This window comes from Methylobacterium sp. E-012, from assembly GCF_057836545.1.
In genome coordinates this window covers 4153699-4168872 of record NZ_JBYQEY010000001.1, presented here as the reverse complement: position 1 = coordinate 4168872, position 15174 = coordinate 4153699, and the positions used below count along the sequence as shown (strand labels likewise).

The following is a 15174-nucleotide window of genomic DNA, read 5'->3' as shown; positions in this document are numbered from 1 at the left end:
ATCATTCAGGCTCAGTTTTGCGGCTCAGCCTGGGTAGGGACCCATGCGGCGGCGGTCATGCTCGATGGCGAACACGTGACTGTACAGGTTGGCCACCCAGCTTCGTCCCTCGACTGTGAGATCGAGAAAGCGAATCGCGTCCCCAATGACTGGTTCGATCTTGCCCCAGAAGAATGCCGGGTACCGCTCCGCGAGGTCAGCCGGGCCGGCGTAGCCAAGCTGGTCAGCGAGGCCGACTTCAGCGAACTCGTAGAACAGCGCATTCAATTTACGGGGGTAGAGCGGATCGCCGAGTTGCCCGATCAAGTCCGCAGCCCGCATCAAGCCGGCTTCGGTCCCAGTCTCCCGGTGCTCGTCGTCCGCGGGCACGGGGAAGCGGGTCAACTCGATGGCGCGTATCACGCGCTGCGCATCGACGAGGTCATTCGTGCCGAAGCGCTCCTGCACCGCCAGCTTCGAGCGTTCGATGTGGTAGGGCGCCAGCGCCGCGTCCGAGGCACCCCGCGGCAGACCGATGGTCGTGCCCTGCGCGTCGATGACGAAGGCGTTCGCCCGGTCACCTGAGCAGACACCGCGCACGTAGCCGATGTCGTGGTACAGGGCGGCCAGGATCATGTGCAGCCAATCCTCCGGCGTGATGCCCTTGTCGAGGAACCGGCCGCGCAGGATGTCCTGCGCCACGAGGGTGACAAGGGCGGTGTGGTCGCCGTCGTGGTAGAGCGCATCGCTGCCGACGATGCGCTCGATGGTCAGACGTGCCGACGCCTCGATCACCTCGGCGAAACGTGGTTCACGACTACCGAAGGTGCGCTGGTAGGTGAGCGCGAGGTGCTCGCCCAGCGCGTCGGCCAGCATCTTCGTCACGTCGAACATGACTGGTCTCTCGCAAATCGAGCCGACGCCCACACGGCCTGCTGTGTCGATCAGCATCATGACATCAAGTGAGCGGCGGCCCATATTGAGCAAAGCGCCCCCCAAAATGTCGGGGCCTCAGACTCCGGGGCAGGCTTGTAGGATCCCATAGCCGCCGTGGCTGCGCGCGCATTCCCCGGCTCGGCCGGTCCAGAGATCGAGGCGCTGGCCGGTACCATCGAGCGCGTCACCTTTCACAGCCCCGAGACCGGCTTCTGCGTCCTGAAGGTCCAGGCGCGGGGCAAGCGCGACCTCGTGCCGGTGATCGGCCATGCCCCCGCCATCGCGGCCGGCGAGTGGATCACCGCCACCGGCATCTGGCACACGGACCGCCAGCACGGCGTGCAGTTCAAAGCCGATACCCTCAAGGTCACGCCGCCCACCGGGGTCGAGGGCATCGAGAAGTACCTCGCGTCGGGCCACATGCGCGGCATCGGTCCCGCCATGGCCAAGCGCATCGTCGCGGCCTTTGGGGAAGGCACCTTCGAGATCATCGAGGCTGAGCCGCAGCGGCTGCCCGAGGTCGCCGGCATCGGCCCGAAGCGCGCCGCCCGCATCATCGCCGGCTGGGCCGAGCAGAAGGCCGTGCGCGAGATCATGCTGTTCCTGCACGCTCACGGCGTCGGAACGGCGCGGGCGGTGCGGATCTTCAAGACCTACGGTCACGAGGCCATCGCGGTCATGACCGAGGATCCGTATCGGCTGGCCAAGGACATCCGCGGCATCGGCTTCAAGACCGCCGACGCCATCGCGATGAAACTCGGGCTGACCCCGGAGGCGCCGCAGCGGCTGCGCGCGGGCATTTCGTTTGCCCTTCAGACGGCGACTGACGGCGGCCACTGTGCCCTACCTGTGGCGGAGCTGATCAAGCTCGCGGGTGAACTGCTCGGCGTTGAGGCCACGCTGATCCGCTCGGCGCTGCTCAACGTGCTGGAGACCGGTGAGGTCGTGCAGGACATCCTCGGCGATAAGGCGTGCATCTTCCTGGCCGGGCTGCACGCCGCCGAGCGGATGATCGCCGAGCGGCTACTCCGGCGAGCGAAGGGCACGCCGCCCTGGCCCGAGATTGACCTCGCCCGCGCGCTGCCCTGGGTCCACGAGAAGACCGGCAAGGCACTCTCACCCTCGCAGAGTGAGGCTGTCCGCCGCGTGCTCGGCGCCAAGCTCGCGGTGATCACCGGCGGTCCGGGGGTGGGCAAAACCTCGACGCTCGACACGATATTGCGGATCCTGCGGGCAAAGGGCGTGCAGGTGCTGCTCGCCGCCCCAACCGGCCGAGCGGCCAAGCGCATGACCGAGCAGACCGGGCTGGAGGCCAAGACGATCCACCGCCTGCTGGAGATCAACCCGAAGCACGGCGGCTTCTCGCGTAACGAGGACAACCCGCTCGCATGCGACCTGCTGGTGATCGATGAGACTTCGATGGTCGATGTGCCACTGATGAACGCCCTAACCAAGGCGATCCCGGAGCACGCTGCGCTGCTCCTCGTCGGCGACGTCGACCAGCTGCCCTCCGTTGGGCCTGGGCAGGTCTTGGCGGACGTCATCGCTTCGGGAGCTATCCCGGTGGCGCGGCTTACTGAGGTGTTTCGGCAGGCGGCCGAGAGCCGGATTGTCATGAACGCGCACCGGATCAATGCCGGCAAAATGCCCGAACCGGCCGCACGGGGCGCGGACAGTGACTTCCACCTGATCGAGATCGACGAGCCCGAGCCGGCAGTGGCAACGCTGATCGAGGTGGTGACCAAGCGCATCCCGGCCCGCTTCGGCCTCGACCCGGTCCGGGACATTCAGGTGCTCACCCCGATGCAGCGCGGCGTGCTCGGCGCGCGCAACCTCAACCATGAGCTTCAGGCGGTGCTGAACCCGAACCCCTCCGTCTCGGTGGAGCGGTTCGGCTGGCGCTTCTCGCCCGGGGACCGGGTGATGGAGAGCCAAAACGACTACGACCGGGAGGTGTTCAACGGTGATCTCGGCACGGTGGCGCGCATCGATCAGGACGAGGGGGCGGTGATTGTCGATTTCGAGGGGCGGGAGGTGATCTACCCTTACGGCGAGCTGGACACGCTGGTACCGGCCTACGCCACGACCATCCACAAATCGCAAGGCTCGGAGTACCCGGCGGTGGTGATCCCGCTCGCCATGCTGCATTGGACCATGCTGGCGAGGAACCTCCTGTACACGGGTGTGACCCGCGGCACGCGCCTCGTCGTGCTGCTCGCACAGCGCAAGGCGCTCGGGGTCGCGGTCCGCGGCGGCAACATGCGGCCGCGTTGGACGAAGCTTCGTGAATGGCTCAGGGCAACGCTACAACCACAGTGATGGCTGTCACGAACGGGAACGCGAGAATGTATGGCGCAGGGCCGTGACCGTGACCGTGCCCTGCTGATGCGATGCGTCGCGGCCTGCGCCGCCGATAACTACCTAAGGCCGCGCTCTGGTATTTCGGGGATGGTAGCGCCAAAGCCGGCAGGAAGGCGAGATCAACCCTGGATTTTGTTCCTAATTTGTTCTAAATGGCCTCACGGATCGAGCCCTTGTTCAACCCCTCGGTTGCTCCGAGCTGCCCCTTATTATGGCCGATACCGAAATCCCGCCCCTCAGCCCCGACGACGCCAAGCTGATCCGCAACGAGCGGGCGAAGCTGACGGCGATGTGGGTCAACGGCGTCGCAGTCGCCTCCGTGGCTGTCGGCGGCATCTCCCCATCAGTGGCAATCTTCTCGGGCACCGCCAGCGCGCTTACTGCAAGCGCACTTCTGATTGGTTGGAGTCTCCTGGCAGGTATACTACATCTGGTGGCCAGACGCCTGCTCGGAGCCCTGCGCGCGTGAGCCTGACGCTCGCACAGACGGTTGTTCTTTTTCTCGGCCCGCTCGTCCTGGCGACGATGGTCGGCATCGTCCTTTGGCTGACGCACGAGAAGGAAACTGACCGTCTCAAACGCGCTGAAGCTGATCGTGCGATATGGCTTAAATATCAAGCTGAGCGTAAATCGGCCGGAGAGTAGTCTGGCCTGCCCCCATCCGGTGGCCCAGGTTTGAAGTTAGTGCATCGTCGGTCGCGTGACGATGGCGGGGCGAGCGGACGGTACTGAGCCGCCCGGTTCCGGTGGCCGGATGACGACCTCCGGCGCAGGCGGGCAGTAGCCGAGTGACGAGTGGGGTCGGATGCTGTTGTAGTACCTCCGCCATCGCTCGATCACGACGCTGGCTTCCTTGAGGGTGTAGAACACCTCGCCGTTGAGGAGTTCATCCCGTAGCTTCGCGTTGAAGCTCTCGCAGTACCCGTTTTCCCAAGGACTGCCCGGCTCGATGTAAGCCGTCTTCGAGCCGACCGCTGTGATCCAGTCTTGGACGGCTTTGGCGATGAACTCCGGGCCATTGTCCGAACGGATATGCTCGGGCACGCCGCGCAGGCTGAACAGATCCGAGAGGACATCGATCACGTCGTACGCCTTCAGCTTACGGGACACACGGATGGCCAGGCACTCACGGGTGAACTCATCGACCACGTTCAGCATCCGATACTTGCGCCCATTGTGCGTGCGGTGCTCGACGAAGTCGTAAGACCAGACGTGGCCGGGCCGCTCCGGCCGCAAACGGAGGCAGGAGCCATCGTTGAGCCAGAGGCGGGCTCGCTTCGGCTGTCGCGCTGGAACCTTGAGCCCCTCCAGCCGCCAGATCCGTTCGACCCGCTTCACGTTCACCGTCCAGCCATCGCGGCGGAGCATCGCCGTGATCCGACGGTAGCCGTAGCGCCCGTACTGGAGAGCCAGTGCGACGATGGCGGCGGTCAATGCCGCCTCGTCCTCGACCACCACGGCGCGCTTGCGCTGTGTCGAGCGGTGCTGACCAAGAACGCGGCAAGCGAACCGTTCCGACACGCCATGCTCGGCCACGACGTAGTCGACGCAAGCCCGGCGGCGAGCCGGGCTCAGAAGTTTCCCGAAGCTGCCTCCTTCAGGATGAGCTTCTCCAGCGTCAGGTCCGAGATCGCCCGACGCAGGCGCAGGTTCTCCGTCTCCAAGGACTTCAGCCGCTTGACCTGATCACCCTTCAGGCCGCCGTACTCGGATCGCCAACGATAGTACGTGACCTCCGTCACCTCGATGGATCGGATTGCTTCGGAGACCTTGCGGCCCTGCGAGACCAAAACATCGACCTGACGCAGCTTCGCGACGATCTCTTCAGCCGTATGCTTCTTCCGACGCATCATAACATCCTCCACATGGCGCGAAGCCATACCTCAGGGAGGACCACTTTTCAGGGGGCAGGCCACCGCCATGAACGAGCATGCTGATTTGGCAGTTGGAGTGGTGTCGGCTGGCACGATGCATTCCTGGACCTACCACAAAACACATCTTATGACCGATACGTTGACCTATGCACCTGCATTTGATGGGATTGATGCACGGTTTCATCGAGAAGTTTGGATAGTGTTCTGAAGATTGTCACCTTCATCCTGATGTGGCTTTCCTGTGATGGCAGGTATAGGGACGGGACCCTTGCCAGACATAGAGAACGGTTCCACCCACGACTTCACAGCGTGCCCGGAATGCGTTCTATGTGCTAGATGCGCTTAGAGCTGTGAGAATGGGCGAGGCTGCCACCAGCAGGGCAATGCCGCCACACAGGGACAACACGAGCCAATTTATGGCGCCGAGAGCGGGGCGCCTTGGTTCCTCCGTCTTCTCGTACATCGGCGGTACGGGCGCCAGGAAGGCCAGGGTCATGCCGGCCCAAGCGAGCATAGCCATAATCTAACGGAGCCTGTGAACGGCCGCAGGCTGCTTGGCCTGGACGCTCGGCTCTCCCCTCTGCGCCAAGGCGACGAGACCCACGAACGGACCGAGGCTTACTACGAGGAGCAGGAGGATTGCCGTTACAGCTTGAGGATGCCGTCCGGCTATCTGGATCACCGCGCAGCCGGAGGTGAAGATCGAGGCCAGCAGGATCGCGAACGCTTGCTCATTCATGGCGTGATTTGCCCCTTTTGGGGTTCGGTCCCGCGCTCACGCGACTGCATACGTGAACGGACCATCCTTCGGTCCAACCTCCGTCCGATCCCCTAGGACACGACGGCCTGAGGCGATGATTTGGACGGTCTGTCGGCTATGGCATTCTGTCCGCGCCATGGCCTCCAAATCACGCAGATATGAGATCAGCAATGCATATGGAATATCATCTGTGTTAAGTGCCTCGCCTACTTTTGACGAAACGTTATGCTCAAGATCGACCCAGAAATTGCTGGGATTTTCCGTTCGATGGGTCATGGATATCACTCGGTCTGAAGGTGCAGACCCTTGTTGGCCATCAACAGTTTAAGCAACTCATCGAATGATGGGTTTGGATCATTTTGACGGACAGCTTTACCACCAGCGAGCAAGCCGCCTTCACCGCCGGCTTCGAGACCGCCCGCCAGATGGCGCTCACCGCCGCCGTGACGACGGAAACCCGGGACGACGCCCGAGAGGTCCGCCAGCAGACCGCCATCGCAGCGCTTTACGGGCTCGCGGCCGGGCTGCATGCAGCCTCCATCGCCCCGCCGACCGAGACCGATCCCCTGCGCCGCATCATGGCGACGATCGCCGCGGACCCGGCCGAGAGCGGCACCGTCGCGTGCCCGACGTGGCAAGGGCCGGTTGGCTTGGGTGCGGGAAAGCAGCAACGGCCACCTTCACGGCCAGTGCGAGACGACCGGATGCCTCCGGTCGATGCAGTAGGCCAATCCCGTTGTTAGGTGTTATCTATCGAGCGGTTCAATTGGATAGGGATTATCCAAGACCTTCACTTTCACCTCGCAAAGCTTGAGGGCGCAGTTCGCGGTCCGAAGTTTTGCCCTGTCCGCCTGGCGCTCCAGCTCGGTCGCGCTCGAAGACAGATACGACGTTGTCGGCGATCAGGGTGGCAAACCGCCCCACTTCAGCCCGGGATCACGTCTGGCACGATCCGCGGGATCAGGAAGGTAACGCCCATAGTCGTGTTGCGACGCCACACGACCCTGACTGGCAGTGCGGTGCTGGCCCTGCCGATCGAGAGATCGAACGTGTTCGGCACTTTCATGCCCGCGGCGAACAGGATGCATGCGCCGTTGGAGCTGTGGTTGAGCACCAGGCAGGGGGATTGAACGGGGGTGCCCGCGAACGATGCGCGTCCCTCTAACGTTGACGTCACACGAAGCTTGGCGCGGCGCTCTAACATCGCGATGCACTACTGAGATGAGATCATCACGATGGCACGTGATCCTTAAACCTTTATAGCTGATGATGAGAATCGCAGGGTTAGCCGATTGAGCTTGGACCAATGGTGCAAGGCGCGCTACCGTGGCCGCCTTCTATAGAGCGCCCCCCTCAGCACTCATTGATCCCCCGTCGACTCGCTCACGTGCTACATCGCATCTGTCGCTCCGGCTCGAACGCTGAGCGGCGCAGTGCCGAACCACGTCGGCACGGGATCCGGCCCGCCCCCTCATCATGGACGCATCGTCACCGAGCCGTCGTTGGCGTCGATTGCCTCGACGCGAGGGCAAGTGAGGCCCATCATGCCGACAGTGTTGTCGAGGGCGTGGTTGCACGCGGCAGTCAGAGTGTTGCTGCACTGAGTTGGCATCACGGACAGGATCTCGCGCAACAAGCGAGCTACGACGGTCTCTCGGGATAAATCGTCAAAGTCCGCGCCATCGCACGCGTGCACGAACGCCGAGGCTACGTTCTCGGCGATGATATGCGCGGCGCTTTCAAGGCCTGGAACCTGCATCATCGCGGTATCGATAGCAGCAGAAATACAAATTCACCCTTGAATATGATTGCATTTTGACACCCGTCCACAGAATATGCGTCTTCAACAAAGGCAGGTGCATCGTGGACAAGAACGCAGAACCATCGAGGCTGCTGCCATCGATTATATAGAGCTCACGGTTGACCTCGCCTCGGCCTATGTGTCCAGAAATTCGGTACGACCGGCCGAAATGGCGGTGCTGATCGCCACTACGCGCGCTGCGCTCACGGGGCTTGGCAATGCCGGCGCACTTGCTGCTCCGGCCACTGATAAGATCACACCCGTCCAGATCCGCAAGTCGATCACGCCGGACGCGCTGATCAGCTTCATCGACGGCAAGCCGTGCAAAACGATGAAGCGCTACCTCACCGGCAACGGTCTGACGATCGAGGAATACCGTGAGCACTATGGCCTGCCTAGGGACTACCCCTCCACAGCAGCAAGCTACTCGGCGCAGCGCTCGGCGCTCGCCAAGAGCTTCGGCCTCGGCAGCCAGCGCAAAACGGCGGCCGCGAAAGCTGCTGAGCCCGCGGCGAACGTCTCCGACAAGCCGAAGCATGCCTGGTCGACCGCGAAGGGTCAAGGAGCTTGTAGAGGCTTAAGATCGATCAATCCGGCTTCTGCTTCAATCATTTGACTACGCTGAACCAGAGCCGTGGGATTAGGAACAACTTGCCCGCTGCTCCCCATCGATCCAGTAGGCACCTCTTGGAGGACCGCCATGGGTCTGGCCGCTTTCGCGTTCTTCGTCGTGCCGTGGATGGTGCTCGCGGTCTGGCTGTTCCGTCTTCCTGGCGCTCTCCGCCTCGGTACCTCTGCCACGCCCTGGCGCGCACTCACGGACTTTCCCGATCCGCCGCGCGACCAGCACCACGAGGTCAACCCCCACAACTCCGGCGTCAACGATGGGACCGGCAAGGCAGGCGGCGATAAGCACAGCCCGCTCATCAATCCCTAGGGGCATATCTGGACACCCGCTCCGTCGCGGCATCTGATTGCCGCACGCGTTCAAGAGCGTCTTGCGCTTCTTTTGCCACAGCAGAGTTAGATCATCAGAATAAGACGGCTTTTTGTTTTAAGTTTTAAAAAGTCGTCAAATTTCCGAGCTGAGATGTTGAACGTGTGCAACGTTGGTGCGTCAACGCTGAGGGCCAACGGCTTTGGCACCGCCTGCGCTGGCAATTTCTCCTCCCGAGCCGCCAGCGCAGGCCTCCAATATGGAGGCGTCGGACATGGCATACTGCGTCAAGATCGATCGAATCGGGAAGGTTGGGGTGCCGCGGAGCGCGCCCCGAGTTTACCAAGCGAAGGACGAGGCGGACGCTATTACGATAGCGACCTACGAGGTCGACGGGAGCAGGCCTGATCGCCCTCGTATCGCCACCGTCACTGACGCCTCCGGGCGCATGCTGTTCACCTATTCCGGCCGCGCCCAGCCGGCTCCTCCGGCGTGATCGGGAAAGAGCGCGAGGACCCGGCGCTCAACGACCGCGATGCTAGAGCCCTCATTAGAGCTGTTGCCGTTTAGGTTGGGTCATAAGCGTCGTATCCGGCGGCGGCGATGTAGTTGCGGCATTCCGCTGGGGTGAAGGCTGCGAAGGCCCGGGCGATGGCTGCCCAAAGGTCTGGGACGGTTCGGGCAGCGGCGGTGCGCAGCAGCGCCTTAAGCTTTGAGAAGGCCTGCTCGATCGGGTTGAAGTCGGGTGAGTAGGCCGGGAGGTAGAGGAGCCGTGCGCCGACCGCCTGGATAGCTTCGCGCACGCCGATGACTTTGTGGGATTGCAGGTTGTCGGGGATGACGGTGTCACCCGGCTTCAGCACCGGGACCAGGGTGTCGGTGACCTAGGCGCGGAAGCGCGCGCCGTTGGTGGCGCCGTCGAACAGGGTGGTGGCGACCAAACCGCTGGTGCGCAGGGCGGCGGTGACGGTGGTGGTCTTGTAATGGCCCTGGGGCACGAGGAACCGGCAGCGTTCGCCGCGTGGAGCCCGACCGTAGGTGCGGGCCATGTTCGTGGCGGTCGCCGTCTCGTCGATGAAGACGACGGCATCGGGGTCGAGGTCGAGTTGTCTCTCGAACCACACCTCCCGTGCGGCTCTCACGTCCGGACGCTCCTGCTCGGCCGCGTAGACAGCCCCTTTTTACGGGTGATCCGAAGCCGGGCGAAGAACCGCCACAGCCCGCTGACGCTCGTGCGGACACCCTGCTCGGCCAGGATATCACGCACCTCGTGCAGGAAGGCTTGCGGCTGCTCTCGATCGATCTGAAGGATCCGCTCAGCGTGCGCTTCGATGGCGAGCGCAGGTCGCGGCCCGCACGAGGGCCGGGGTGCGATCACGCCCTCCGCCTGGAAGCGTTCGTACCAGCGGATCGCACTGGACGGGCCAATCCCGAAGCGCTTGGCCGCCTGGCGGCGCGAGGCTCCTGCCTCGATCGCCGCGATCACCCGTTCTCGCAGATCCACCGATAGCGCTGACGGCATCCCGACCTCCTCGGAAAGCCTAACATCGAATCAGATCCGCAGACTGCCCGCTACCTCAACGATTCAACACAGCCGGACACGGCTCTAATCGAGCAAAACATCTTGAGCCGTGGTGTATGTCGCTTAAGCGACGGCGCGGTTTGGCACAGCGGCCATATTCTGTCCCTCTACGACCTCGGCGCCGAGAAGGGGGCAACGGATCTCCTGCGGGTCCTCGTAAAAGACCGCAACCAAGGTTCGGGCACGGTGCATCCAGAGATCGCGCTCGACCTGCAATCGATCGCATACGGCATGGATCTCGGCCACGGCGATGTGCATCTCGTCCACCGCACCCCGGAGCTCCATCGTCCGGCCACGCTCGTCCGCGAGAGCAGCCTTCAAGACAGCCAAGGCAGCGACGCTCTCTTGATCCCAGGTCGCGTTTTGCCGTTCGGCTCTCGCCACCGTTTCGGAACTGAAATGCGCTACCTCCTCGCGTGCCTGCGGCCCGTCGAACGATTGAGGAGGAGGCGTTTCGTCTGTCAAAGCGTCGGTAGGGCTGCCAAGTGGCTCCTCCTCCAGCACGAGATCGTGCAGCATCGTGAACACCGCATCTGCGTTGAAGCGCTTGAGATCGAACCCGCTCTCCGCCGCCAGCTCATTCCACAGCGCCTGACCGCGAACCGACTGCCCGACGAAGGCCATCGACCAGTTCACGAACCCACGCTCCCTGATCGGGCCGCCCTCCAACACCGTCACGTCGCCGTGGTGGGGATCGCGCTGGATACGTTCGAACGTCTCCTCGACGCCCTTTTGCGGCCCTTCCAGCACCTGCGCGAAGGCGCCGCCGTTGAACATCAGCGCGCCAGTGACCCCCGCGCGCTCGTTGTTCCGTCGCGATGCCACGAGGATTTGTTCGATTGCAGCCTCGGCCTCAGTCCCTGTCAGAAGGTTTTTGCTGGCGTAGACAAGGCGGTACAGCACGCTCATCGGCAAGTCTCCGTCCGGTCGGCAAGTCGTAATCAGCGAATGTGAGCGGCATGGGCTGCTCGATCGTGCGCCGCCGCCCGCATGGACGGGTCGAACGCTGCGGCTATCGGCTGGAACGCGCGCACGAGATCGCCATCGAGGCGACCGACCATCCCATCCAGAATGCTGAAGGCTTGCTTGCCGGCCATAGGCGCGCGGTAGGGCCGCCGCTCGATCAACGCTCCATAAACATCGCAGACCGTCACCAACCGCACGAGGTCTGGGATCTGCCCGCCCAACAGTGCATCGGGGTAGCCGGACCCGTCGAGCATCTCGTGGTGCGAGCGGACCACGGTAAGCATCGCATCCTCAAAGCCACAACCCAGGAGCATGGCGTGACCAAGAACGGGATGGGTGCGCATCACTGACAATTCCACTGCGTCGAGTTGACCCGGCTTGTTCAGGATCGCGGGCGGGACGCGGATCTTGCCGACATCGTGCAGCAACGCGGCCTTCGTCAGACGATGACGATCGGCTGCGGCAAACCCGAGGCGGCTGGCGAAGGCGGCGGCGAGGCCTGCGACCAGCAGGCAATGCTGGTGCGTGGCGTTGTCAAAGCGGCGTACCGCTTGGATCCAGGCGCGGACACCGGCCTCGCGGATGGCGCGGGTCACGAGACCGGTCCCCGTCTCGATCGCCGCCGGCGTGACCAGCACACCCGGTACGAACATGTCCGCGAGCAAGCGCTGCGCCGCCCCGGCATGGCGTTCCACCGCGGGGGCGGACGGATCCTCGCACCAGTGCAGACCTTCCAGCGCCGCCAGAAGGGTCTGCGCAGCCACGCCGAACCCGAGAGTGCCGGTAGCGCCGAGAGCTTGAGCCTGAGCTTCGGCGCGGGCGGCGTTGCCATGCACCAAAAAAAGGTATGGCACGCCATCACCACGGACCCGACCCAGGATCCGACGGAGCCGCAGGACCGCGTCGGAAGTCAGGGTACTGACGTCGCTGACGATAAGCGCGGGGGTGCCGGTTTCCAAAGCCTCCGCGTACAGATCGTGTATACGGCAGGCGCGAAAGGTACCGAGATCTTGCGCCAACCGTTCGCCGCGGCGCGGGTCGTCCGTGATCAGCAGAAGCTCACTCATGCCGCGTCCTCAAAGAACGTCGCTCGACTTCCCCACCAGCGCGACATGACCAGCTGGTCCCACCCGAACCGCTCGGATCACGCGACCACGCGCGCCGCCTCACGCACTTGGCGTGTTGCCGTATCGACCTGCTCGTTCGCTCGAGCGATCGCCTCCATGCCGCCGGCGATCGTCGCTACCCCGTGGGCGGCCGTATGCATGCTGCCCGACATCTCCCGCGTCACGGCGGACTGCTCCTCGACCGCCGCCGCGATCGCCGCTGAGACCTCGTCGAGGGATCGGATCGTGCCTTGGATCGCGCCGATCGCATTGACCGCCTCGCGTGTGGCTGCCTGCGTCGCGGTGATCTGCCCGCGGATCTGGTCGGTGGCCTTGGCGGTCTGCTCGGCCAAGGCCTTCACTTCGGAAGCCACAACAGCGAAACCCTTACCCGAGGCGCCGGCTCGCGCCGCCTCGATTGTGGCGTTGAGCGCCAACAGGTTGGTCTGCGCGGCGATCCCCTGAATCATCGTCACGACGTCGCCGATCTGCGTGGCCTGGCCGCTCAGGCCCTCGACGATGCCGCTGGTATGACGCGCCTGTTCGACCGCCTCGCCGGCCATGCGCGCGGCGTGGCTGACCTGCTGGCTAATCTCCCCGACTGAGGCCGACAGTTCCTCCGCGCCCGAGGCGACACACTGGATGTCGTTGGAAACCTGTCCCACTATGCCGGCGGCCTCGGCGGTCTGGCGCGTGACGGCCTCGACCGCGGTGCCGATCGCATCGAGGTCAGTGCCGATCGCGCGCTGCGCCTCGGCCCGCCGCTGGCGCTCCTGCACCTGCGCGGTGATGTCGGCGGCGAACTTCACCACCTTGAGCACCGTCCCATCCGCATCGGTGATCGGGTTGTAGCTCGCCTGGATCCAGACTTCGCGGCCCCCCCGGGCGATGCGCCGGAACTCGCCCGCCGCGAAGGTGCCCTGGCCTAGCCGGTCCCAGAACCCACGGTAGGCCGGGCCGGCCTGCTCGGCTGCGTCCACGAACATGCTGTGGTGCCGGCCCTGGATCTCGTCGAAGCGGTAGCCCATCGCGTCGAGGAAGTTGCTGTTGGCGTCGAGGATCATGCCGGTTGGATCGAAAGCGATCACCGCCTGGGAGCGGTGCAGGGCGGCGATCTGCCCGTTGGCATCCAGTGCACGCAGCTTCTGTGCGGTGATGTCGGCGGCGAACTTGACGACTTTCACGACGCGCCCGGCGCGGTCGAGTACGGGGTTGTAGCTCGCCTGGATCCACACGGCGCGACTGCCTTTGGCGATGCGCTTGAACTCGGCGGACTGGAACGTGCCCCGTCGCAGGTCATCCCAGAAGGTCCGGTATTCGACGCTATCGCGGTAGCGGGGCTCAACGAACATGCCGTGGTGCTGCCCCTGCACTTCGGGCAGCGTGTAGCCCATGGCGCTCAGGAAGTTGGCGTTGGCGGTGAGGATGGTGCCGTCGGGCTTGAACTCGATGATGGCTTGCGATTGGCTCAAGGCGTCGAATTTGGCGACGAGATCGGCATGCGTCCGCGTTCCACCAAGCATAGTCATCGACTCTCAGTGATCAATGGAGGCTTTTCGACAGCGAACACAGAGGCTAAGCAAAACTGATGTTTGGCGGCTAAAGAGCCATGTTATTTTGTAGCTGTGTTATAATAATGCACTATTGCTCCTAATTAATCGTTAAAAACCGTAGTTTTGACGTAAAAAGCAACAATCTATCATTTGACGGCTTCGTATTACAAGTACCAGCGCGATCAGTATTTCCAAGATACAACTCAGGCGTGTTCAAACGCGGCGAGTGTCCGTAGCGCCGCAGTTAACGAGTCGTTACTTACGCTGGTCGGCTCGTATCGTCCGGCCGCGCTAGTGGCGGGGCGCCCGATCCGGCGGACGACCTCGCGCTCGAACGCGACAAAGTTTTCGACTCGCCCACCGGCGGCTCACAGAGGCCGGCAACCGATTTCGAACCGGTACTTGGTATCATCAGAGCGGTAGTTGGTAAGGTAGCCATGAAAGCGCTCACCAACTGCGAGCGCCCGGCCGAAAGCGTCAAGCGCAGTCCGGCGGGGTTCCTTACCCTGCATGAAGCAGGGGCTTTGCCAGACAATGTTAACGAGACTGCGTCTAACCACAAACCTGAAGGCGACGTTAGCATAAATGATAGTTGGTCCAGGCGAGTCGATCGCCGCATCGGTGACAATGATACCGATGGCAGCGTCCTGCACCAGAGCGCGGATGAGTTCGAAACCCGTCATGTTGCAGCAACGCTTTGACCAGGCAGGTCGCGCAGAAACTGTACTTAACGCATAGTACGCGAACGATACACGCACCGTTAATCTCGACACATCGCCACTCCAATGTCTGGTATACTATCTGCCTGCAGACCCTCACCGCACGGCTGGACCGCCTACACTACCCGCGCGGATTCTCGCACGGTCGGATCGATCGAGGTCGCCCGCCGCTCGTCGGCAGCCCTTCTTTGGTTCCGTTGTCCTAGATTCTGACAGGACTAGAATTTTAGTAGGCGTGTTCGTGTCGTTATGAAAGCCGGTGATCTGGCGCTCCTCGACCGTCACGAGACCGAGCTTCCGGGCTTGGCGGATGGCGTTGCGCACGGTGGTCTCGGCCACGCCGGTGACTGCGGCGAGGTTCGGCACAGACAGGCGACAATCCTTCCGGCGAACGACCTCGGCGGCTACGAGGGAGAGGACGGCCTGCTCGGCCAGGGTGAATCGGGCCGCAAGACCAGGTGGAAGGCGCGCGAGGCCGGGCGAGCCGTGATGGTATGGCCGCCCGGCCAGCCTACTACAGGGTCGGTCCACTTCTTCGCCGCCTCGGAAGTTCGGCCGCAAGAGAACGAACCGTCGCCTGCCCCGGTGATTGTCTCAATG

At 63.4% G+C, this 15174-nt stretch carries 15 protein-coding genes and 2 pseudogenes; 6 read left to right on the top strand and 11 right to left on the bottom strand.

Features of this window, described 5'->3' with window-relative positions; all coding sequences use genetic code 11:
- Positions 1-24: 24 nt before the first annotated feature.
- Positions 25-873 (bottom strand): metal-dependent phosphohydrolase, encoded by an 849-nt coding sequence (locus tag AC3IF1_RS20020; RefSeq protein WP_489219041.1) that lies wholly within the window; start codon positions 871-873, stop codon positions 25-27.
- 156 nt (positions 874-1029) lie between these two features.
- Between AC3IF1_RS20020 and recD2 the strand changes: the two genes are divergently transcribed.
- The 3 genes from recD2 to AC3IF1_RS20005 all read left to right on the top strand — a co-directional run bounded on the left by recD2 (position 1030) and on the right by AC3IF1_RS20005 (position 3921).
- Positions 1030-3234, top strand: a complete 2205-nt coding sequence (gene recD2, locus AC3IF1_RS20015; RefSeq protein ID WP_489219040.1) for an SF1B family DNA helicase RecD2 — start codon at positions 1030-1032, stop codon at positions 3232-3234.
- Between the two features lie 253 nt (positions 3235-3487).
- Positions 3488-3745 (top strand): amino acid transporter, encoded by a 258-nt coding sequence (locus AC3IF1_RS20010; protein WP_244042879.1) that lies wholly within the window; start codon positions 3488-3490, stop codon positions 3743-3745.
- Positions 3742-3921 carry a hypothetical protein gene (locus AC3IF1_RS20005; protein ID WP_489219039.1) on the top strand — a complete coding sequence of 60 codons (180 nt, stop codon included), beginning with the start codon at positions 3742-3744 and terminating at the stop codon, positions 3919-3921. The genes AC3IF1_RS20010 and AC3IF1_RS20005 overlap by 4 nt, the downstream gene beginning before the upstream one ends.
- Positions 3922-3957: 36 nt before the next feature.
- Here the strand turns inward: AC3IF1_RS20005 and AC3IF1_RS20000 are convergent.
- The 5 genes from AC3IF1_RS20000 to AC3IF1_RS19980 all read right to left on the bottom strand — a co-directional run bounded on the left by AC3IF1_RS20000 (position 3958) and on the right by AC3IF1_RS19980 (position 7672).
- A protein-coding gene (locus AC3IF1_RS20000) for an IS3 family transposase (RefSeq protein ID WP_489220288.1) occupies positions 3958-5126 on the bottom strand; the annotation gives its coding sequence in 2 pieces (ribosomal slippage) (positions 3958-4862 and positions 4862-5126; 1170 coding nt in all).
- Positions 5127-5673: 547 nt separating this feature from the next.
- The gene (locus tag AC3IF1_RS19995; RefSeq protein ID WP_489219038.1) at positions 5674-5889 is read right to left on the bottom strand and encodes a hypothetical protein; all 216 of its coding nucleotides are present in this window, start codon (positions 5887-5889) and stop codon (positions 5674-5676) included.
- A gap of 302 nt (positions 5890-6191) precedes the next feature.
- Complete coding sequence (locus AC3IF1_RS19990; RefSeq protein ID WP_489219037.1) at positions 6192-6440, bottom strand: hypothetical protein; 249 nt, start codon at positions 6438-6440, stop codon at positions 6192-6194.
- A 395-nt stretch (positions 6441-6835) separates the two neighbouring features.
- Positions 6836-7114 carry a PilZ domain-containing protein gene (locus AC3IF1_RS19985; protein ID WP_489219036.1) on the bottom strand — a complete coding sequence of 93 codons (279 nt, stop codon included), beginning with the start codon at positions 7112-7114 and terminating at the stop codon, positions 6836-6838.
- Between the two features lie 270 nt (positions 7115-7384).
- On the bottom strand, positions 7385-7672 hold the full coding sequence (locus AC3IF1_RS19980) for a hypothetical protein (RefSeq protein ID WP_489219035.1): 288 nt from the start codon (positions 7670-7672) through the stop codon (positions 7385-7387).
- A gap of 73 nt (positions 7673-7745) precedes the next feature.
- On the opposite strand from AC3IF1_RS19980, the gene AC3IF1_RS19975 reads away from it, so the two are divergent.
- Together AC3IF1_RS19975 and AC3IF1_RS19970 are read left to right on the top strand one after the other, a co-directional pair.
- Positions 7746-8327 carry a Ros/MucR family transcriptional regulator gene (locus AC3IF1_RS19975; RefSeq protein WP_489220422.1) on the top strand — a complete coding sequence of 194 codons (582 nt, stop codon included), beginning with the start codon at positions 7746-7748 and terminating at the stop codon, positions 8325-8327.
- Positions 8328-8411: 84 nt separating this feature from the next.
- Positions 8412-8648: a hypothetical protein gene (locus tag AC3IF1_RS19970; protein ID WP_489219034.1), complete on the top strand. Its 237-nt coding sequence runs from the start codon at positions 8412-8414 to the stop codon at positions 8646-8648.
- 566 nt (positions 8649-9214) lie between these two features.
- On the opposite strand, the pseudogene AC3IF1_RS19965 reads toward AC3IF1_RS19970, so the two are convergent.
- The 4 genes and pseudogenes from AC3IF1_RS19965 to AC3IF1_RS19950 all read right to left on the bottom strand — a co-directional run bounded on the left by AC3IF1_RS19965 (position 9215) and on the right by AC3IF1_RS19950 (position 13825).
- Positions 9215-10170: pseudogene (locus tag AC3IF1_RS19965) on the bottom strand (IS630 family transposase).
- A gap of 123 nt (positions 10171-10293) precedes the next feature.
- Positions 10294-11139: a BLUF domain-containing protein gene (locus AC3IF1_RS19960; protein ID WP_489219033.1), complete on the bottom strand. Its 846-nt coding sequence runs from the start codon at positions 11137-11139 to the stop codon at positions 10294-10296.
- Between the two features lie 32 nt (positions 11140-11171).
- Positions 11172-12263 carry an HD-GYP domain-containing protein gene (locus tag AC3IF1_RS19955; RefSeq protein WP_489219032.1) on the bottom strand — a complete coding sequence of 364 codons (1092 nt, stop codon included), beginning with the start codon at positions 12261-12263 and terminating at the stop codon, positions 11172-11174.
- Between the two features lie 77 nt (positions 12264-12340).
- Positions 12341-13825, bottom strand: coding sequence for a methyl-accepting chemotaxis protein (locus tag AC3IF1_RS19950; protein WP_489219031.1), 1485 nt, complete (start codon positions 13823-13825; stop codon positions 12341-12343).
- A 467-nt stretch (positions 13826-14292) separates the two neighbouring features.
- On the opposite strand from AC3IF1_RS19950, the gene AC3IF1_RS19945 reads away from it, so the two are divergent.
- Complete coding sequence (locus AC3IF1_RS19945) at positions 14293-14556, top strand: hypothetical protein (protein WP_489219030.1); 264 nt, start codon at positions 14293-14295, stop codon at positions 14554-14556.
- A 114-nt stretch (positions 14557-14670) separates the two neighbouring features.
- Here AC3IF1_RS19945 and AC3IF1_RS19940 read toward each other — a convergent pair.
- Positions 14671-15042: pseudogene (locus AC3IF1_RS19940) on the bottom strand (helix-turn-helix domain-containing protein); the annotation flags it as partial.
- Positions 15043-15174 lie beyond the last annotated feature (132 nt).